General features: G+C 39.4%; 17 protein-coding genes. 9 read left to right on the top strand and 8 right to left on the bottom strand.

What is annotated here, in order from left to right; translation table 11 throughout:
* Nucleotides 1–17 precede the first annotated feature (17 nt).
* The 3 genes from FXW34_RS17560 to FXW34_RS17550 all read right to left on the bottom strand — a co-directional run bounded on the left by FXW34_RS17560 (nucleotide 18) and on the right by FXW34_RS17550 (nucleotide 4,678).
* Nucleotides 18–830, bottom strand: coding sequence for a CheR family methyltransferase (locus FXW34_RS17560; RefSeq protein ID WP_246141153.1), 813 nt, complete (start codon nucleotides 828–830; stop codon nucleotides 18–20).
* A 67-nt stretch (nucleotides 831–897) separates the two neighbouring features.
* Nucleotides 898–2,610 carry a methyl-accepting chemotaxis protein gene (locus FXW34_RS17555; RefSeq protein ID WP_147535358.1) on the bottom strand — a complete coding sequence of 571 codons (1,713 nt, stop codon included), beginning with the start codon at nucleotides 2,608–2,610 and terminating at the stop codon, nucleotides 898–900.
* 22 nt (nucleotides 2,611–2,632) lie between these two features.
* On the bottom strand, nucleotides 2,633–4,678 hold the full coding sequence (locus FXW34_RS17550) for a chemotaxis protein CheA (protein WP_147535357.1): 2,046 nt from the start codon (nucleotides 4,676–4,678) through the stop codon (nucleotides 2,633–2,635).
* A 311-nt stretch (nucleotides 4,679–4,989) separates the two neighbouring features.
* Between FXW34_RS17550 and FXW34_RS17545 the strand changes: the two genes are divergently transcribed.
* Together FXW34_RS17545 and FXW34_RS17540 are read left to right on the top strand one after the other, a co-directional pair.
* Complete coding sequence (locus FXW34_RS17545) at nucleotides 4,990–6,114, top strand: betaine/proline/choline family ABC transporter ATP-binding protein (RefSeq protein WP_147535356.1); 1,125 nt, start codon at nucleotides 4,990–4,992, stop codon at nucleotides 6,112–6,114.
* Nucleotides 6,114–7,676, top strand: coding sequence for an ABC transporter permease/substrate-binding protein (locus FXW34_RS17540; protein WP_147535355.1), 1,563 nt, complete (start codon nucleotides 6,114–6,116; stop codon nucleotides 7,674–7,676). Before FXW34_RS17545 ends, FXW34_RS17540 begins: the two co-directional genes overlap by 1 nt.
* Nucleotides 7,677–8,220: 544 nt before the next feature.
* On the opposite strand, the gene FXW34_RS17535 is transcribed toward FXW34_RS17540, so the two are convergent.
* On the bottom strand, nucleotides 8,221–8,844 hold the full coding sequence (locus tag FXW34_RS17535; RefSeq protein ID WP_246141151.1) for a GntR family transcriptional regulator: 624 nt from the start codon (nucleotides 8,842–8,844) through the stop codon (nucleotides 8,221–8,223).
* A 206-nt stretch (nucleotides 8,845–9,050) separates the two neighbouring features.
* On the opposite strand from FXW34_RS17535, the gene FXW34_RS17530 reads away from it, so the two are divergent.
* Together FXW34_RS17530 and FXW34_RS17525 are read left to right on the top strand one after the other, a co-directional pair.
* Nucleotides 9,051–9,596, top strand: coding sequence for a phosphatase PAP2 family protein (locus FXW34_RS17530; RefSeq protein WP_147535354.1), 546 nt, complete (start codon nucleotides 9,051–9,053; stop codon nucleotides 9,594–9,596).
* A gap of 27 nt (nucleotides 9,597–9,623) precedes the next feature.
* Nucleotides 9,624–10,781, top strand: a complete 1,158-nt coding sequence (locus tag FXW34_RS17525) for a glycosyltransferase family 4 protein (RefSeq protein ID WP_147535353.1) — start codon at nucleotides 9,624–9,626, stop codon at nucleotides 10,779–10,781.
* 54 nt (nucleotides 10,782–10,835) lie between these two features.
* Here the strand turns inward: FXW34_RS17525 and FXW34_RS17520 are convergent, their stop codons facing one another.
* Nucleotides 10,836–11,153: a DUF5658 family protein gene (locus FXW34_RS17520; RefSeq protein ID WP_147535352.1), complete on the bottom strand. Its 318-nt coding sequence runs from the start codon at nucleotides 11,151–11,153 to the stop codon at nucleotides 10,836–10,838.
* Nucleotides 11,154–11,496: 343 nt separating this feature from the next.
* Between FXW34_RS17520 and FXW34_RS17515 the strand changes: the two genes are divergently transcribed.
* Entirely contained in the window at nucleotides 11,497–12,378 is an 882-nt protein-coding gene (locus FXW34_RS17515; protein WP_147535351.1) for a sulfite exporter TauE/SafE family protein, read from the top strand.
* Nucleotides 12,379–12,579: 201 nt separating this feature from the next.
* On the top strand, nucleotides 12,580–14,043 hold the full coding sequence (katA, locus tag FXW34_RS17510; protein WP_281292945.1) for a catalase KatA: 1,464 nt from the start codon (nucleotides 12,580–12,582) through the stop codon (nucleotides 14,041–14,043).
* A gap of 98 nt (nucleotides 14,044–14,141) precedes the next feature.
* On the opposite strand, the gene FXW34_RS17505 is transcribed toward katA, so the two are convergent.
* A complete protein-coding gene (locus FXW34_RS17505) occupies nucleotides 14,142–15,110 on the bottom strand; it encodes a bile acid:sodium symporter family protein (RefSeq protein ID WP_147535350.1) in 969 nt (322 codons plus the stop codon).
* Nucleotides 15,111–15,341: 231 nt separating this feature from the next.
* Between FXW34_RS17505 and FXW34_RS17500 the strand changes: the two genes are divergently transcribed.
* Complete coding sequence (locus FXW34_RS17500; protein WP_147535349.1) at nucleotides 15,342–15,788, top strand: Dps family protein; 447 nt, start codon at nucleotides 15,342–15,344, stop codon at nucleotides 15,786–15,788.
* Between the two features lie 252 nt (nucleotides 15,789–16,040).
* Entirely contained in the window at nucleotides 16,041–17,342 is a 1,302-nt protein-coding gene (locus FXW34_RS17495; protein ID WP_147535348.1) for an FAD-dependent oxidoreductase, read from the top strand.
* Between the two features lie 50 nt (nucleotides 17,343–17,392).
* Here FXW34_RS17495 and FXW34_RS17490 read toward each other — a convergent pair whose 3' ends face one another.
* Both FXW34_RS17490 and FXW34_RS17485 read right to left on the bottom strand, forming a co-directional pair.
* The gene (locus FXW34_RS17490; protein WP_147535347.1) at nucleotides 17,393–17,995 is read right to left on the bottom strand and encodes a cell wall hydrolase; all 603 of its coding nucleotides are present in this window, start codon (nucleotides 17,993–17,995) and stop codon (nucleotides 17,393–17,395) included.
* A 340-nt stretch (nucleotides 17,996–18,335) separates the two neighbouring features.
* Nucleotides 18,336–19,547, bottom strand: a complete 1,212-nt coding sequence (locus FXW34_RS17485) for an MFS transporter (protein ID WP_147535346.1) — start codon at nucleotides 19,545–19,547, stop codon at nucleotides 18,336–18,338.
* A gap of 173 nt (nucleotides 19,548–19,720) precedes the next feature.
* Here FXW34_RS17485 and FXW34_RS17480 point away from each other — a divergent pair, with 173 nt between their 5' ends.
* The gene (locus FXW34_RS17480; protein ID WP_147535345.1) at nucleotides 19,721–19,930 is read left to right on the top strand and encodes a methionine aminopeptidase; all 210 of its coding nucleotides are present in this window, start codon (nucleotides 19,721–19,723) and stop codon (nucleotides 19,928–19,930) included.
* Nucleotides 19,931–20,007: the final 77 nt, after the last annotated feature.

Below are 20,007 nucleotides of genomic sequence, written 5' to 3'. Positions count from 1 at the left end.
GTTGGGTTTAGGATAGGTTACATTTTTCTAAATATGGCTGGCTTTATATATTGATAGGCGGTCCGTTCGCGATTCAATGATTCCGAATGACCGATAAATAAATATCCACCTGGTTCGGTATATTGGTAGAGTTTGTTGACCAGTTCCATTTTTGTTTGTTCTTTAAAATAAATCATAACGTTCCGGCAAAAAATCACATGAAACCTTTTTTTAAACGGAAACACTTTATCCATTAAATTTAATCGTCGAAAAATAACTTCATCGCGTACTCTTTTGGTAATCTCACTTGTATCTTTGTTAATGTGCTCAAAGTAATTTGTCCTCCAGGTGGGAGGGACTTTCGTTAATGCACCATTGCTATATTGACCATCTCGAGCTATTTTCAACACCTTATCAGAAATATCTGTTGCTAATATTTTCGTATCCCAAAACAGCTTTTCTTTTTTGAAGTAATCATTTATGATCATTGCCAAAGTATAGGGTTCTTCCCCGGTGGAGCAACCAGCACTCCAAATTCGCAAATCCTTGTCTTTAACACTTTCGCTTAAATATGGAAGAACAATGTCGCGAAAGTAATCAAAATGGTCGGTCTCTCTCATAAAGAAAGTATGGTTAGTTGTAATTTTATTAACCAAATTGGTTGCTGTTTGATTCGTCTTATCCTGAATTAACCGCTGATAAAATTCACTGAAATTACTCATGTTATTTTCTTTTATATAATTATATAATCGGCCTTCAACTAAAGTCTTTTTTTCCTTTCGTAAATGAATACCATAGTTATACTCGATATAATACGCCAATTGCTGAAATTCCTTATCTGTTATGAACACACAAGACACCCCATAACGAGGAGAGAGCATCTCAACTGAGCTTGCTCCCTCTGAACGTTGTAATCGATTAGTATTTACCAAACTCTTTATCACTCAAATCGATAGAATGTATAGAACCGTCTGTTGAGTATTTCTCCTTGTGATAGGATGTTTGGTTAAACTCTTTTTCCCCCATATTTTCAATTAATTTTAATACCGCTGGAGAAATCCCATCTCCCGCATGAGCGGTACGTCCTCGCTTTAACTTAAAGCGTCTTACCATATTATTTAATAGCTCCGCCTGACTTGATAGCTCCTCACTCGCTGCAGCGCTTTCCTCGGCAGTAGCTGAATTGGCTTGAATGACTTGCGAAACTTGTATGATTCCTTGATTCACCTGACCTATGCCGGATGCCTGTTCATTTGAAGCAACGGCTATATCACCTACAAGGCTTGCTACCTTTGTAATCCCAACGACAATTTTATTAAGTGCATCTGCTGTTTCCGTAGCAATTTTTGTCCCATCCTCGACCTTTTTGATTGAGCCTTCAATTAAGTCCGTCGTTTCTTTTGCAGCATCTGCACTTCTTGCCGCTAGGTTTCTCACTTCCTCCGCCACAACCGCAAACCCTTTTCCATGTTGACCAGCCCGTGCTGCTTCGACGGCAGCATTTAATGCAAGAATATTCGTTTGAAAAGCAATTTCGTCAATCACCTTAATAATTTTTGAAATATTACTAGAGGATTCATTAATATCCTCCATCGAACCGAGCATTTTGATCATTCGTTCATTGCCACGCTCGGCATCCATTTTCGCAGATGATGCAATCTCATTTGCCGCAATCGCATTTTTGGCGTTGTTATTTGTTTGTGATGAGATTTCTTCAATTGATGCGGTAAACTGTTCGATTGAACTCGCCTGCTCGGTTGCTCCTTGAGCGAGCTCCACGCTAGAATCTGATACTTGTTTTGAGCCTGATGAAACCTGTTCAGCTGCAGAATGAATATTGGCAATAACATCGTTTAGGTTTTCAGACATTTTCTTAAAGGCACGGGCAAGCTCCCCCACCTCATCCTTGGACTGGAAGCTGATATCCACATCTAAGTCTCCATCAGCCATTCTGTTGGCGACATTTCCTAAGTTCTTAAGCGGATTGGAAATAAGGCTTGCAACGTATAATCCAATTCCAATTGCAAATAAAGTCCCTATAATTCCGACACTGGTGATAATGATCGATCTAGAAACGAAATCAGCCTGACTTTCTTCGATATGCTTTTCGGCGCCTTTATGACTCTCATCAAGAAGGTTTTGGATATTTTGATCACTTTCCGCTGCTGCATTCTCAACCTCTGGTAATTCCGCTAATGCTTGCTCGTAATTTTGCGATTTAATTAGCTCTAAATTAGCATTGCGTAACTCTCGATAAACGCCTAAGCTTTCTTTAACTTTAGTAAATAAAACGGCTTCAGTCTCACTTGCTCCCTTTTTCTCAAGTTCTGTAAACCTATCGTTATCCGTTTCGGTTAGTTCATCAATTTTCGTTAGTTTGCTTGGCAGTGATTCTGGATTTTGTTCATAAATAGCTTGTAAATGTATAATATGTATTTCCTTCGTATTAGAAATGATTTCAGAAAGCAGCAAATCTGCTTGATAGTCATCTGTATAAATTTTATCAACGGTATCGTGAATGGCTCTCATTTCATATATTCCGATCAAACCAACGATGATGGTAAAGATTGCAGCGATGAAAAAACAGGTGATTAATTTCACCCTTATTTTTAGATTTTTAAACCAAGTCATCACTATTCCCCCTTATATCACACTAGGCAATTAGACCGTTTGATTCTAAAATTAGGCTAATACTTCCATCACCAAGCAGAGTACAACCTGCTAGGCCTGGAATTTTTTTGATTTTTTGAATATAGTCTGGCAAAGCCTTTACGACTACCTGTTGTTCTCCTAATAATTCATCGACAAATAAACAAATGGCATTATTTTCATTTTCGACCATAATCATAATGCCCTCGTGAAATTGTTCAATCTCAGTAGGCACTTGATAGAAGCGGTGCAACCGCAGTATTGGAAAACAGCAGCCACGAATCATAATCATTTCGTTTCCATCAGGATCTGTTATGACATTCTCTTGCTTTGGCTTAAATGATTCTCTAATGGAAGTGGTCGGAAGCGTATACCTTGCATTTCCGACTTTAAAGTTCATCCCATTGATGATGGCCAAAGTAAGTGGGATTTTTATTGTCATCTTTGTACCTTTTCCCTCAATACTATCAACCAGAATTGAACCACCTACGGCTTCGATATTGTTGATGACAACATCCATTCCAACTCCTCGTCCGGAGAATTCTGTCACGTTTTCTTTTGTCGAGAAACCAGGTAACAAAATTAAATTACTAATCTCTTTATCTGTCATATCTTCAGGTTTTTTGTTTAACAGCCCATTTTTCGCTGCTTTCGCAAGGATTTTTTGTTTATTTAGCCCTCTGCCATCATCTTCAATGATGACTAACACTTCACTCCCTGCGTTCCTCGCTTCTAATGTAATTGTTCCAACTCTGTCTTTCCCTTGTGCTTCCCGTTCTTCCGCCGCTTCTATTCCGTGATCTAAAGAATTCCGGACGATATGCATAAGTGGGTCCCCAAGATTATCGATAATATTTTTATCAACCTCAGTTTCTTCACCAATGATTTTGAGCTTGACTTCTTTTTTCAGCTTCCGACTCATATCACGAACAACACGGTTCATTTTAAAAAAGGTTGGTCCAAGCGGTACCATCCTTATAGACATGACTGTATCTTGAATTTCTCCCGTAATTTTCGCTAGCTGTCTCGAGGCTTTTTGGAAATTTTGCAGCTGCAATCCCTTTAAATCAGGATTTTGTGTGACCATCGCCTCTGAAATGACCATTTCACCGATTAAATCCATTAGTTTATCGAGCTTATGTACGTTTACACTAATCATTTTTGAATGGTTGTTATTGTTAGTTTGGGTCTCTTTCACCACATTGTGTTTTGGGTCTGCTAGTTTTTGTTGCGGCTGCTGTTGCGGTGATGGCTTACTTTCTGGTACGACTTGATTCAAGTCGATCCTTTCAATAAAAGCTAGATGCCCAAAGAATGTGTTGATTTCCTCAACTGTTTGGTTTGAAGAAAAAATAATTGTGAATCCGTCGTGTTTAATAGCTTCTGCACTTTCTGGGTTTTCTGCGATATCATGAGGGCTAAACTCTTCTATGGTGGCAATATCTTGGAGATTGTGTGTAATCATGTAGGCGCGAATGTTTTCCATTTCACAATCTTTAATAAAATGAATGAGTGCTTTATAGCGATTCTTAGGGGTAGTTGTGGAGGGTGATTCTAGTCCAGGGTTACGTTCGGACATGGGTGCGGTTGTTGTTTCTGCTTTTGTTACTGGATCTTTTGCTGTTTCCTGTTTGATTACATTACTGTTCTTTAGTAGGTTCAAATATTCATGCAGCTTGGCAATCAGGCTCGATTCATCACTCGCTGCCTTATCACCATTTTTTATTTTTTCTAATTCTAGTTTATTAAAATCGATTGCTTCCAAAACGAGGTCACATAATGAGGCGCTATCAACCTTTGTTGGTTTATTTTCGCGAATAAAGAAAAACAAGTCTTCGGTGGCATGAGAAACCTTGGAAATATTATTGAATTGCATCATTGCTGATGAGCTTTTTATGGAATGCATGTTTCTAAAAATATCATTGACGATTTCAGTTGAAAAATATCCAGTTGTATCCGCTTCGATAATCGCTTGCTCCAGCTGCTCAATTTGTTGAGCTGTCTCAAACAGAAACGGTTCAATCATATGGTCAAAATTTGTTCTTTCCATTAAATAATGCACCACCAATACTAAGAAAATCGTACCGCTGCGAATATTTAAAATTGTTAAACATTTTCATTATAACAATATAATTTTTAGTTGCATGTTACAAATCTCACCAACTTTAACGATTTAAAGCAGTGGGGGCCTGTCCCCCAGCGCGGTGAAGCGCTGGGGGACAGGCCCCCACTACGGTGAAGCGTTGAAGTATCGGCGTTTGTCGGATTTTGGGCTTTTTTCTTGTAAAAGTAACAACTTATGTGTTAGAGTTGAGTTGTTGGATAAAAAATCGTGAATTTTATTATAGAGGAGGAATGAAATTGATAGAGTTTAAGAATATTAGTAAGAAATACAGGCAAAAGACAATCATCAATGATTTTTCGTTAACCATCGAGGCTGGACAGCTTGTGGTATTTGTTGGACCGAGTGGCTGTGGGAAAACAACTCTACTGAAAATGATAAACCGGCTCATTCAGCCTACATCAGGGAGCATATTCGTGAATGGCAAAGATATTGCAACAACGAATCCGATTGAACTCCGCCGCAATATTGGCTACGTTATTCAAAACACAGGATTATTTCCCCATATGTCCATTAAAGAAAATCTCGAACTGATTCCAAAACTCAAAGGTGAAGCCCCAGAGCAAATTGTGCAGAAGACGAATGACTTGCTCGAAATGGTCGGCTTAAATCCAAATGAATACTTACACCGTTATCCAAAAGAATTAAGTGGTGGGCAGCAGCAGCGCGTTGGTGTTGCACGAGCTTTTTCAACTGATTCAGACATCATTTTAATGGATGAACCATTTAGTGCACTCGATCCGGTTACCCGGAGTTCCTTGCAGGAAGAGCTTTTCCAAATGCAAAAGGAGTTTAACAAGACCATCATTTTTGTTACGCATGATATGGATGAAGCCATCAAAATTGCCGATAAAATTTGTCTACTCAAGGACGGCAATATTCTCCAATTTGATACCCCTGAAAATATTCTAAAAAATCCTGCAAACGACTTTGTCGAAAGCTTCATAGGCAAAAGGCGGGTTTGGAATAACCCTGAGCTACTGAAGTCTGAAGATATCATGATTTCAAATCCAGTGAAAATCACACCGAAGCGAACTGTACTTCAGGCAATAGAAATTATGAAGGAAAATAAAGTTGATAGCCTTATGGTGACCGATAAAAATGGTATTTTGGTTGGAATGGTAACCTTAAAGGGAATCAAACTGCAAAATAGAAACTCAATCATTGAGGAAGTTATGGAAACAAATGTTCAAGCCGTATGTGTGGAATCGAACTTAATTTCTATTTTAATGACCATGAATGAACATAAAATCGGCTACGTACCAGTGGTGAATGATGCTGGCAAGTTAGTCGGACTAATCACTCGAAGCAGTATTTTATCCGCATTAAGTAGCCAACTAATCGATTTGGAGGTGGCATTCTAATGAGTGAATTGTGGAATTATTTAACGAATAACTATCAGCAAGTACTAAGTTTATTAGGTGAACATCTATACTTGAGCGTATTATCTGTACTGATTGCCATTATCGTCGGCATCCCGCTCGGAATCTTAATTTCGCGTGAACAACGGCTCGCTAAACCAATCATCGGAACAACGAATGTCATCCAAGCGGTACCAAGCTTAGCTTTATTAGGCTTTTTAATTCCGTTCATCGGGATTGGTAGTTCTCCTGCCATTGTCATGGTTGTACTTTATTCTTTACTTCCAATTGTCAAAAATACTTATACAGGTTTAACAAATATTGATGGAGACATTCTGGAAGCCGCCAAAGGTATCGGTCTAACGAAAAGTCAAGTCATGCGCAAGGTTCAGCTCCCGCTAGCCTTCCCGATGATTATGGCGGGAATCAGAATTTCAGCGGTAACCGCTGTTGGTTTAATGACAATCGCTGCCTTCGTTGGTGCTGGAGGCCTAGGTTATCTTGTTTTTTCTGGAGTTCAAACAGTCGATAACAATATGATTCTAGCAGGAGCCATCCCAGCTTGTATCCTTGCGTTATTAATTGATTTTATTGTTGGTAAACTAGAAACCTCTTTGTCTTATACAAGCAAAAAGCGGACAGGCCAAGCAACCCGAAAAATTGGTAGCAAAACACGTAAAACGGCGATTGGCTTTGCGATTATCTTAATTTTTGCCGTTGGAGCCTTCTCAATTTTTTCAAAGGCACAAGCAGATGAAAAAATTGTAATTGGTTCGAAAAATTTCACCGAGCAATTGATACTAGGAAATATGGTGGCAGATTTAATTGAAAGCAAGACTGATATAGAAGTAGAAAGAAAGCTGAACCTCGGTGGTTCACAAGTAGCTTTCAGCGCTCTTAATAACGGAAATATCGATTTATATGTTGAATATACCGGAACAGGCCTTGTTAATATATTAAATGAAGAGCTCGTAAGCGATCCTGATGAAGTATATTCAATTGTAAAATCAAAATTCAAAGAAAAATACGGTATTGATTTATTACAACCACTTGGATTTAACAACACGTATGCTTTAGCAGTACGTCAAGATACAGCACAGCAATATGGCTTGGAGACGATTTCCGACCTAGCTAATGTAAGCAGCAGCTTAATTATGGGGCCAACAATCGAGTTCCCTAATCGCGAGGATGGCTTAATCGGCTTAGCAAAAACATATGGTTTGAACTTTAGTGAGGTGAAGGCAGTTGATGGAGGATTGCGCTACACTGCTCTTGATAATCATAAAAGTGATGTAATTGACGCCTTTTCTACGGATGGATTATTAGAAGCGTTTAATTTAAAGGTATTAGAGGATGATAAAGGCTTCTTCCCACCGTACTATGCGGTTCCAATTGTGAATGAGGAAACATTGACCGCACACCCTGAGCTCAAAAGCGTAATTAATAGCTTGGCCGGCAAGTTGAATGACGAGAAAATGCGTGAATTAAATTATAAGGTTGATAGCTTAAAAGAAGCACCAGCCAAAGTAGCGAAGGAGTTTTTGGAAAAAGAAGGATTGTTATAAGCTTCGGAAGCGTCTTGTTCGGAGAAACGCACAAAAGATCCTATTCGCTGGTGCTTTTACTTGATATAGCGAAGAGGCTGGGACATAAGTATTTCAGCTAAACAAAAAAACGAACTATTAGGTAATTCTACTTAGAAATTCCTAATAGTTCGTTTTTCTTATTTCCATATACTATAGAGCTACCCTGTAATAAATGTGGATCACACATTGAGTGCAAATTTTTTTGCCTGTGGGTCTGTTAACCCGAATGTTGATTTCCTTGTGTTTGAAAATAAGCGGAAGAATTACGCTTATTTTGGAAAAGACCCATATTTCCCTTATAATAACGGGAGTTTTTCCGCTTATTTCATAAAAATCAATTAATTTTGTCTTTTGGGGAGTCGTTAAGCGGAAAATCTACTCTTATTTCAGCTCATTTAGCCCCCCTTACAGACAATAAGGGGAAATTCTACTCTTATTTAGATTCTCATACCTACTTGAAAATCAACACTGATCTCTAATATAGTACTACATAAAAATCATTTGGTTCTGTCCCAGCTTCTTTTTAATCCTTGTCATTCATGAAATGTAGGACGCGGTCGTAAGCCAGCTCATTGCCGATGACAAGGAGAATATCTCCTTCTAAAATCAACGCATATGGTCCTGGTGATATGATTAACTCACCCTTACGCTTAATTCCAACGACCGTTCCACCTGTATTTTGCCAAAACATCAGCTCAGAAATCGTTTTGCCAATATGAATACAGGTTGATTTTACTTCAACCTCTAGTGGCGCAAGCGGATTTGTGTGGCGTAGCTTAACCGAGTAATCGGTAATTTTCCGCAGCGTTTCAAACATTTGTTCATCTAGCTTTTCACGCTCTGTTATGAGTGCATTCATTTGCTTCTCTAGTTCATTAATACTCTCAAGACTTGAGAAACGATTAATATATTTAAAAGCATTTTCACGGGAGGAAATAATGATACCACTGCCCTTTGTCGATTGGACAATTTCAACATCTTCTAAAATTTTGATTGCCCTTCTAACTGTTTCAGGAGAAACCTTATATTCACTGGCCAAGGTTGAGCGTCCATGAATCTTTTCTCCTTCCTTAAACTTCCCATCATAAATACGATTTGCTAGATCAATCGCAATTCGTTCATAGGTTGGAATTTTCGTTCTAATCACGTTCCTGTTCACCACCAGATTTCACTGTTATTACTCTGTACTAATACATACTCACTAACTATACTCCATTCATCATTAGTTTGCGAGAAAACTTCACATATTCAAAATACTTTTTCGAAAATTTTACATTCCTCTTATATTGCCTAAATATTTCCTTTTTACAATAAGAAGAGTAGCAACAAATAATTTTTTCGGAGGATTGTTACATGAGCAGACTGCTTTTTTCGATCCATCAGTTTGAGTGTAAGGTTTTTAGAGAGGTTAATCGCCATTTTGATAAAAGGCTTTTGAATGGTTTTTTTCGCAATATTACTCATCTCGGTGGTGCAACTGTTACAATCACTGTAACTTTGCTCCTACTCTTCATTCTCCCCATTACATTAAAGTGGGTTGGTTTAGCAAGTACTCTTACATTGGCTTTAAGCCACGTACCAGTTCATTTTGTTAAAAAACTCTATCCGCGTCAAAGACCATATAAGAAGCTAGATATGATTAGAATTCCTGCTAATCCGTTACAGGATCATTCGTTTCCTTCTGGGCATACGACAGCAATCTTTTCTGTGATTACCCCATTTGTTTTATATGCACCTATGCTCGCTTTTGGGCTGATTCCTTTAGGAATTTGTGTTGGAATTTCCAGAATGTATTTGGGACTCCATTACCCAACTGATGTCATTGCGGGTGTCGTTTTAGGTTCATCGATTGGCACTGTTTGCTTTTACTTTGTGAACAGCATTTTTATGAGTTTTTAGCTAATTTTAGAACTAGGAGGCGATGGAATGAAAATCGCATTTTTCACAGATACCTTTTATCCTGACATCAATGGAGTAGCCAATACTCTGAAGCGCTATACAGATTATTTAGATTCACGCGGAATTACTTACAAGGTTTTTGCTCCAGAAGGCTTTGATAAGTCGGAAGGAAAAGAATACATTTCAAGTCAAATTCACCGTCTAAAAAGTCTATCATTTTTCCTGTATCCCGAATGCCGCTTAGCATTACCAAATGTTATGCGAATAAAAGCGGAGTTGGAGGACTTTGCCCCCGATATCATTCATGTTGCAACACCCTTTAATGTTGGCCTTTGCGGTGTTTATTTTGGAAATAAATTAAACATTCCTCTTGTCGGATCCTATCACACGGACTTCGATTACTACCTGCAATTTTATGACCTTCAATTCCTTTCAAAATATTTATGGAAGTACATGAAGTGGTTCCATCGACCGTTTCGGAAAATATTTGTCCCTTCTGCTGTAACTTTCAACCAATTAAATCGACATGGCTTTTCGAATCTAGAAAAATGGCCTCATGGTGTTGATTGTCAAGCTTTTCATCCATATTACAATCGTAAAATTGTCCGGAGTAAGCTTGGAATTAACAAAAAATACCTACTAACCTTTGTTGGCAGATTAGCTCCTGAAAAGGATTTAAAGACGCTGATGGCTGTCGCCAAATCGCTTCCGTACGATCTTAATCAGCATTTGCAATGGTTGATTATAGGCGATGGCCCTTTGCGCGATGAGCTTCAAAAAGAAGCAGCATCCAATATGATTTTTACAGGTTATTTAAAAGGTGATAGTTTGGCAGAGGCATACAGTGTATCAGATTTATTTATATTTCCATCTCCAACTGAGACCTTCGGAAATGTCGTTCTTGAAGCCCTAGCCTGCGGAACTCCAGTGGTCGGTGCCAACGCGGGCGGTGTCAAAAATATTATTAATCCGGGGATTACAGGAACTTTATGTGAACCTGGAAATGTGGAGGATTTTACAAGGGCAATTGTTCAGCTTCTCACCCATCGTAATTTGAGAAACGAAATGGGGCTCGAAGCTCGCAATTATGCACTTACCCAAAAATGGGATGATATTTTTGATACATTGATTAGTCAATATTCTGAAATCGTTGATATGCCCCCTGCTGAGAAAATATTTGCTTGATAAAATGAACTTTACTTAGCTTACCTAAGCCAGATGATTCAATCATCCGGCTTTTTATTGTGTCAGGTTATAAATATTAATGTACTCAATGACCCAAAAGCTATGGAGAAAAAAAACAACCGTATATAGCCCTGAAGCAACATAGGTGACCGTTCTCGCTGCATTGCTGCTAGGCACTTGCTTGAAATAGATAAATAAATATAGCAAAAGTGATAGGGTGATTTTTGCCGTAATAAACAGAAACGGATGTAGCTGATAAAGCTGATTCATAATGGGGTTCATTTCCCCGATAATCGAATACTCCAGACCGAAAAAGGTGATTACGCCATCGATCAAATTTAATAGAGAGAGGTAATAAAACAGATAAATCATCGTAATCTCCTTTCGTTAAGGCTTTAGGATAGTAGTTTTTAATAGAGGTTGCGGTTCTTTATTAAGAACAACACCATTGTCATTATAACTTATTTGCTGAATATTTGGAATTTTTTAAACTAATGTTGAAGGGCGAAAATTCAATTGTTGATTAGGTTTAAACCTTTTTTCAAATGCCCAATTTCAAATAAACAAGTGACCTGACTTTGAACAGTTTCATATCATGGGGTAAAAATGCCTAGTTAAAAGCTTTATCACTACAACATGTCATCCTTATTCACTGAATAAAGAATTGGGTATTGGAGATTCGGAAGAAGGCTGAACGTCAAAGGGGTTGTTTTGTTTGAAGAGGCTAATTGTTCTTGCAATCATCGGGCTATGTGCGCAGTTAGTTGATGGTTCACTTGGTATGGCGTATGGAGTCACCTCCACATCGCTACTATTAATGTTCGGGATTGCTCCAGCCGCAGCTTCGGCATCCGTTCACTTAGCAGAGGTGGTTACGACGGCTGCATCAGGAGTGTCACATATTCGTTTTGGCAATGTTGACAAAGGCATCGTGAAAAAATTAATCCTTCCTGGGTCAATTGGTGCTTTCTTAGGTGCTCTTTTCTTAGGGAGTATTCCAGGACATATCATCAAGCCATATGTTTCAGTCTTTTTATTAGGATTAGGGGTCTTTGTCATTTATAGATTTTTGTTTAACAGGAAAGTTGTCCTTGAGCAAAATCAAAAAAATATTAACAAACGATTTTTTATTCCACTTGGGTTTATAGCTGGCTTTTTCGATGCGACTGGTGGAGGTGGCTGGGGTCCAATTGCAACACCCGTTCTTTTATCGAAAAAAAATATCGAAACGAGGAAAGTTATTGGTTCCGTGGATACTAGTGAATTTGCAATCGCCGTATGTTCTTCGCTTGGGTTTTTTATTTCACTCGGCTGGAGTGAAATAAACTTTGTCTGGGTGTTTGCGTTGATGATTGGCGGAATAATTGCTGCGCCGATTGCAGCCTGGCTCGTAAAAATTATTCCTTCGCACCTACTCGGAGTCTTAGTCGGTGGAATGATCATTCTCACTAATGTGAGAACGCTTTTATTGACCTTTAGCCTCCCTTCCAATGCAACAGTTGTCATTTATAGCGTACTAATTGGCCTCTGGATCATCGGCATCATCTTCGTTGCCCTAAATCTCAAAAAACAAAAAACACAATACGAAAAAGCCTAAATTTCACTCCAAATCAATATATCAAATTAACGCAGTAAAGCGATGGGGGACTGTCCCCCATCGCTTTACTGCGTTAAAGGTATGACCACATTTTAATGTGGTTATTTTTTCTAGATTATAATTATTATAATTTAGTATTGATTTTTAATTGAAATCTGTTATCATTTAGGAGTAGCAAAAATATTCTTCGAGGTGATCCAATTGGCAAACAATGAACAAAAATTAACAACTAGCTGGGGTGCTCCCGTTGGTGATAATCAAAACTCGATGACCGCTGGTCACAGAGGTCCTACTTTATTGCAGGATGTACATCTATTAGAAAAATTGGCTCATTTTAATCGTGAACGTGTTCCAGAACGTGTTGTTCACGCTAAAGGAGCAGGAGCACACGGATATTTTGAAGTAACGAATGATGTAAGTAAATATACAAAAGCAAAGGTTTTTAATGGAGTTGGCAAGCGAACACCTCTGTTCGCACGCTTTTCTACAGTAGCCGGAGAGCTTGGTTCTTCTGATACTGTTCGTGATCCACGTGGTTTTGCGATCAAGTTTTATACAGAGGATGGAAACTACGATATCGTTGGAAACAATACGCCTGTATTCTTTATCCGCGATGCAATAAAGTTCCCAGATTTTATCCATACACAAAAACGAAATCCACAAACTCATTTAAAGGATCCTAATGCAGTGTGGGATTTCTGGTCACTTTCCCCAGAAGCATTGCACCAGGTGACCATTCTCATGTCAGACCGTGGTATTCCGGCCACATTACGCCACATGAATGGCTATGGGAGCCATACGTTCAAATGGACGAATGAGGATGGCGACGGTGTGTGGATTAAGTACCATTTTAAAACAGAGCAAGGCGTGAAAAACTTAGCTCCTGATGTTGCAGCAAAAATTGCTGGTGAGAATCCGGATTATCATATTGAAGATTTATTTAACGCAATTGAGGATGGCAATTACCCTGCGTGGAAGCTGTTCGTACAAATTATGCCGTTAGAGGATGCAAACACGTACCGCTTCGATCCTTTCGATGTAACGAAAGTTTGGTCACAAAAGGATTATCCATTAATTGAAGTTGGCCGGATGGTGTTAAATCGCAATCATGAAAACTACTTTGCGGAAGTTGAACAGGCTACGTTCTCGCCTGGAACATTAGTCCCTGGAGTTGATGTTTCACCTGATAAAATGCTGCAAGGTCGCTTGTTCGCTTATGCAGATGCACATCGCTACCGTGTTGGTGTTCAGCATAATCATTTACCAATTAATCGTCCGAAGGTTGAGGTTAACAATTATCAGCGTGACGGCCAATCGCGCTTTGATGGCAATGGTGGCGGCAAAGTCAACTATGAGCCAAATAGCTATGGCGGCCCAGTTGACTCACCGGAAAATAAACAGGCGGCATATCCTGTGACGGGTATTGCCGAAAATGTAAGCTATGACCATCATGATCACTATACACAAGCGGGTGATTTGTATCGCTTGCTGAGTGTAGAGGAGCGTACTCGCCTCGTCGACAATATTGTTGCTGCGATGAAGCCTGTGGAAAAGGATGAAATCAAGCTTCGCCAAATCGGACATTTCTATAAAGCAGATCCTGAATATGGCAAACGCATCGCCGAGGGACTAGAGCTATCTGTACCAAACGAAGTCCAAAAATAATATCCACTTTATCGCTTTAGTGAGGTGGGGGACAGGCCCCCACCTCACTAAAGCACTAAAGGCTGGAGGTTGTTTGCTTCCTCCAGCCTTGGTTTTGGTCAGGCACCTTTTACTTGTTTTTGGATTAGTGGCTTTTCGTAGGATTTGTGCAATAAATGACCAAAGATGGAGGCTAAGACTTGCTGGAACAGCATGCCAATCACAACAGGTACGGCAACTGCTGGCTCGAAATAGGCGACAGCAATAACAGCCCCTGCACTGATATTCCTCATGCCCCCAGTAAACATGAGTGTAGTGACGTCTCCCCTTCCCCATTTTAACAGCTTTCCGACACCTACAGAGATCATGTAGCCGGACGCTGATACCGTGAGGGAGAGAGCTGCAATAGTTAATAGTTTAACGTCAAAGTTCTTCAAATATGGAGCCACGACTGAGCTGTTAATCATGACGACAGCTGCCAAACCAATTTTTGAAAAAGGTGCTAAGGGAACACCGAGTTTTTGCTTGACCTTCCCCTTGGTTACTTCGTGCAATGTCATGCCTAATAATGAAGGGATTACGACCATTCCAAGCAAGCCTTGCATCATTCCGAACGTATCTATTACAACCTTTTCACCTGCTAAAAGTGAAACGCTGTATGGAACGATAAAGGGCGATAGAAAAGTATCTACTAAAATAATCGTTAAGGCTAACGGAGCGTTTCCTTTATAAACCGAAACCCAAATAAAGCTGGTAATTCCAGTTGGAATCACGGCGGCAAGGACTATACCCGTGATGGTGTGAATGTCTCCACTAAAAGTAATATGGCCCAATAACAAAGCCCATAAAGGTACAATAATATGAAGAATTAATAGCACTGTTATTAAACGCATCGGATGAGTAAATACGTCTTTTAACGATTTAAAATTTGACCCTAAGCTGCCGATAAACGTCATGACAGCGAAAATCCACGGTACTAAATATGACCATGACTTTAACTCATCGGTCAGAAGTACTCCGATTATGACACTAACAGGAGTAATGATTGGCATCATTCTCTCGAGTACCCTGTTTATTGATCCAAGCATGATTAATCGCTCCTGTGATTTTGTCGAAAAATTACAAACCAATTTTACTCCAATAAAACGAAAATGAACAGAGAAAAACGCCTCACTTTACCACTTTAACGCAATGGGGGACAGTCCCCCACTACGCTAAAGGGTTCACAAAGTTGACATTTTTGTTTTGGATTGGGGACAGGAATAACTACTACTTTTACCGTATTTATTATTGTACCGAATACAAGGAGGATTAACTTAATGAAGAATTCACTTACACAAGTATTAAACAAACAAATCGCTAATTGGTCCGTTCTATATGTAAAATTACACAATTTCCATTGGTATGTTAAAGGCGAACAATTCTTCACCCTTCATGTGAAGTTTGAAGAGCTATACAACGAAGCGGCTCTACACGTTGATGAAATCGCAGAGCGTCTATTAGCAATTGGTGGCGTGCCTGTTGCAACGATGAGAGAAAACCTTGAACTATCTTCTATTCAAGAAGCTACTGGTCAGGAAACTTCTCAAGAAATGGTGCAAGCAGTGATCAATGACTTTATGATCATTATCGGTGAACTGAAGGAAGGCATGAGCCTTGCGGAAGAAATTGACGACGAAACAACTGGTGATATGCTACTTGCAATCCACTCAGGTCTTGAAAAGCATGTTTGGATGCTATCAGCATATTTAGGAAAATCAATCTAATATTAAAAAACAATCTAAGGTCCAGCATAATATGTTGGACCTTTTTGTCCAGATTTGGAGTTCTTATTTATAATAATTATTAATAAGTATTGACTTTAATTATCAACTATAATAAGATTATTTCATAACAACCGCTAAGGAGTTACGATTTAAGGTAATTGTGTTTCAAGACTAATTACTTCTATTATCAAAGCATTATTTTTACACTACGGAAGAAAAATAACCCTTACATAAGGTTAGGAGGAATTATCTATGTCAAAACCTGAAATTATCGTATACAGCAGCACGGGCTGCCCACATTGTGAAAAAGTGAAAGCCGCTCTTAAAGATTGGGGCTTTGAATATGAAGAACGTAATGCATCAATCCATAAGGAATATTTCGATCAATTAAGAGAAAGAAAAATTATGGGTACTCCTGCTACACTGATCAACGACAAGCTTGTCCTTGGTTTCCAGGAGAAAAAACTAAAAAGACTTCTAGGAATTACAGATGAGCAAGCAGCCGCTGCTGCTGCACAAAACGCAGCTAAGGCTAAGGCTGACGCTGCTCCAGAAAAGGAAGAAACTGCTGCTGACTCTGATGGTATTTTCAAGCCGGTTACAGCTGATGTGTTAAATGAAGTGTACGACTTAGTGACAATCGGTGGAGGCCCAGCTGGAGCATCTGCTGCAGTGTATGCGGCTCGTGGAAAACTAAAAACGCTTGTCATCGACAAAGCTCCTAAAGCAGGTACACTAGCGATTACTCACAAAATTGCTAACTACCCTGGTGTTCGTGAAGAATTAACAGGCTTAGAGCTTTTAACACGCATGCAAGCTCAAGCGAAGGATTTTGGCGCAGAATTCGTACGCTCAAACGTTCTCTCTGTTGATTTTACAGAAGAAATTAAGAAAATTAACATTGCTGAAGGTACCATCCAAGCGAAGAGTGTGTTTATCGGTGTTGGTGCAAAAGCTCCTTCTAGCAAAATTACTGGTGAAGAAGAATTTACAGGTCGTGGCGTTAGTTATTGCTCAACTTGCGATGCAGCGTTCTATCAAGATCGCGTTGTCGCTGTTGTCGGTGATAACGAAGAAGCGATTCACGAAGCTGAAGTCCTTTCTAAATATTGTAAAACAGTTAAGCTATTAATCCCACTTGCACAAGTGAAAGGTGATGCTGACCTGTCAGTATTAGAAAGCAAGCCGAATGTGGAAATTTACAAGCGCTATCGTTTAAAAGAAATCCAAGGTACTGATAGCGTTGAGAAAATTGTTATCCTTGATGATCAAAAAGCCCAACAAACTTGGGATGTTGACGGCGTGTTCTTATACTTAGGTGGTATGATGCCTGGTACAGACTTCTTGAAGGATGCCGTTAATCGTGATGACGAAGGGTATATTATCGTTGATGATTATTTACGCACTAATGTTGACGGTGTGTTTGCCGGCGGTGATGCACGTAGAACGCCAATCAAGCAAGCGGTCCTTTCCGCAGCTGATGGAGCGATTGCAGCATTAAGTGCAGAGCAGCACGTTAACAAACGTTCTAAATTACGTCCACAATATAGCTAATATGTAAAAGCGGCTTGCCACTAGGCAAGCCGCTTTCGCTTTTTATATAATTACTTCGCAAATCTGTGGTTTCCAATTGTTACGGTTACTTCACGTGAGAAGATCCACTGACTAACAGCTGTATTAGGATTATAGAAATAAACTGAGCCATTTCCTTGTCCCCTGAATGCCAACGCCTCGTTTACAGCTTTACGCGCTTCGTCATCCGCAGGCTGATTAATTGAGCCTGTTTTTACAGGTGTGAAGGCGTAGCTTCCACTGCTTGATTGCTGATAGATAACATCTCTAATTGTGTTAGGGAATTCCGCATGATCAACTCGGTTTAAAATAACTGTCGCTACAGCTACCTTCCCGGCATATGGTTCACCTTTTGCTTCAGCGTGGACTAATTGTGCCATGAGTTCCTTATCCGCAGCTGAAACAGTTGAATCAGGAAGATTTAAGCTTTGGCCTGGATAAATCATGTCGCTAGTTTGGTTATTTGCCTGTTTTATTGCCATAACTGGTAAACCGTATTTTACTCCTATTTTATAAAAGCTTTCATCTGGTTGAACAACATGAGTTCCAGCAGCCTCTGATTCTCCATTTATTGCAAACATAGATACTGATAATGATAGTACAGATGTAAAAATTAACTTCTTAAAGTTTTTCATATTGGTGAAACCTCCTAGTAATCTTGTTGTCTTGCTCTACTAAAAGGCTAACATCTGTAATATTTGAATGCAGTATCCAAAAAATGGAACATAAAAAACGACTTAAAAAAGTCATATTTTAATAGAGTTGAAGCAGGTTAATGCAGTATTTTCCATTTTTTTAAAATTGACAGCAATAACCCTCATATGCAAAATCTGGATTCATCTTAACAAACTATTTCAGCAATGTAACAAAAAATGGAGTTATATGGGTCATTCTCCATTACGAGCCAAAGATAATCTTTATTTTTCAAAAAAAATGCCCTTCCGAAATTCGGAAAGGACATTTTTCTTCATTATATTAAGCCTCACGTTTTTTTGTAATCATAATAAGATACAGTAAAATCGATATCATGACTGAGATGGCTGAGGTTAAATAAATGCTGTCGTAGCCGAACTGTTGACTGATTAAGCCAAATAGCATCGCGCCGATTCCAATTCCTAAATCGAAAAATGAAAAGAAGGTTGCATTGGCCATCCCTTTTCGATGCGGTGGAGCTTGGGCGACTGACCAGGCTTGCAATGCGGGCTGAATCGTACCGAAGCCTAATCCATATAGGATGGCAGCTGTGTATAAAATCAAGCTGTTTGGAAGCCACATTAATAGTAGCATGGCGATCATGATGAGCACGGTTCCGGGAATGTACACAGCCTTATGGCCTTTGCGGTCATAAATTTGGCCGGCAAATGTCCTCGTAAGCATTAAGGCTATCGCATAGAGGAGAAAGTACCATTGAATTCCAGGAATGTCCTTTTGCGTTGTATACAATGGAAGGAAAGTGGCAATCCCTCCGAAGGTTACTGTGCTGAAAAAGATTAATAATGACGGTGGTAGCGCTGTTTTTTCAAAAAAATCGGGCCGCTTCTTTGTCCCGGTTCCTGTTGCAGGATGCGGATGGATGGGTTTTTCACCCTTTTTATATTTAATGTTTGCTGCTAATAGTAGTGCAGTTAATCCTAGTGCGGCACATATGAAAAATAGCTGCTTAAAGCTAATCGTCCCTACGAGTGCCAGCCCTAATGATGGTCCGAAAGCCATCGCTATATTCCCTGATAGTCCATAAAAGCCCATGCCTTCGCCACGGCGCTTCGGCGGTATTAAATCGGTTGCAATCGTTCCCGAAGCCGTTGTTGAAAATCCCCAGCCAGCCCCTTGGATAATCCGCAGTACTAATAAAAATATTATGCCAGTAGCAAAACCGTAAGTTGCAACTGAAAGGACAAAGATGGCGAGTCCGGTTAAATATACAAAGCCCCTTCCCTTTGATTCCAGGGCGTGCCCGGCGAAAGGACGTAACAGTAGCGCAGAAAAGGTGAATATACCAACGACAAAGCCAATCATTTGATCATTTCCACCAAGCTTCTCCACAAATAGTGGAATGGTTGGGAGAGTCATTTGAAAGCCTAGAAAAATAAAAAAGTTTGCCAAACAAATTAACACAAAATCCTTCGTCCAAATTTTCTCTTTAACATTTTCTTGCTGAGCTGATTTTTTTGCTATTTGTTGACTCATAATTGTCCTCTTCTCATTTGTTATCATCATCTTCATATAACATCTATTCAACAAAACTTATTTTATCTTATTATATTTTGATTTACTAATGATAATAATTGAAAGCGTTGGGATGCGCAGTATAAATATTCCATTTGATTATCATACTATAAAAGAAAAATTGAGGTGAGGCCATGGGTTTAATAGATGCTTATCATCAATGGAAGGAATCCCGTTATGAAAACCATCTTTCCAATATGAAGAGCCAAAATAAATGTCCAGACTGTAATGGCAAGGGCTATCATACTTTTCCGGTAAACGAATTTGTCTATTACACCAATCCATATGACTGCCCCGGCTGCAACGGCACCGGCCAATACAGCGACTGGGAACAACTAAAATAGAAAAGCGGAAGCGCCTTGCTCACGGGCGACAGGCACAAGCCGAGCCCCAAGGCGCTGTAGCTAGACACTAGTAAATA

It is taken from the genome of Bacillus marasmi, from assembly GCF_902168435.1.
GTDB classification, from domain to species: domain Bacteria; phylum Bacillota; class Bacilli; order Bacillales; family Cytobacillaceae; genus Bacillus_BU; species Bacillus_BU marasmi.
The sequence above is the reverse complement of the archived record's forward strand: the minus strand, read 5'-3'. Positions and strand labels throughout refer to the sequence as shown.

Bases quoted from the DNA above. Each gene is read 5' to 3' on its own strand.
- FXW34_RS17555 (WP_147535358.1), bottom strand. From the start codon at position 2,610: ATGACTTGGTTTAAAAATCTAAAAATAAGGGTGAAATTAATCACCTGT.
- FXW34_RS17550 (WP_147535357.1), bottom strand. From the start codon at position 4,678: ATGGAAAGAACAAATTTTGACCATATGATTGAACCGTTTCTGTTTGAG.
- FXW34_RS17540 (WP_147535355.1), top strand. From the start codon at position 6,114: ATGAGTGAATTGTGGAATTATTTAACGAATAACTATCAGCAAGTACTA.
- FXW34_RS17530 (WP_147535354.1), top strand. From the start codon at position 9,051: ATGAGCAGACTGCTTTTTTCGATCCATCAGTTTGAGTGTAAGGTTTTT.
- FXW34_RS17525 (WP_147535353.1), top strand. From the start codon at position 9,624: ATGAAAATCGCATTTTTCACAGATACCTTTTATCCTGACATCAATGGA.
- FXW34_RS17520 (WP_147535352.1), bottom strand. From the start codon at position 11,153: ATGATTTATCTGTTTTATTACCTCTCTCTATTAAATTTGATCGATGGC.
- FXW34_RS17505 (WP_147535350.1), bottom strand. From the start codon at position 15,110: ATGCTTGGATCAATAAACAGGGTACTCGAGAGAATGATGCCAATCATT.
- FXW34_RS17500 (WP_147535349.1), top strand. From the start codon at position 15,342: ATGAAGAATTCACTTACACAAGTATTAAACAAACAAATCGCTAATTGG.
- FXW34_RS17495 (WP_147535348.1), top strand. From the start codon at position 16,041: ATGTCAAAACCTGAAATTATCGTATACAGCAGCACGGGCTGCCCACAT.
- FXW34_RS17490 (WP_147535347.1), bottom strand. From the start codon at position 17,995: ATGAAAAACTTTAAGAAGTTAATTTTTACATCTGTACTATCATTATCA.
- FXW34_RS17485 (WP_147535346.1), bottom strand. From the start codon at position 19,547: ATGAGTCAACAAATAGCAAAAAAATCAGCTCAGCAAGAAAATGTTAAA.
- FXW34_RS17480 (WP_147535345.1), top strand. From the start codon at position 19,721: ATGGGTTTAATAGATGCTTATCATCAATGGAAGGAATCCCGTTATGAA.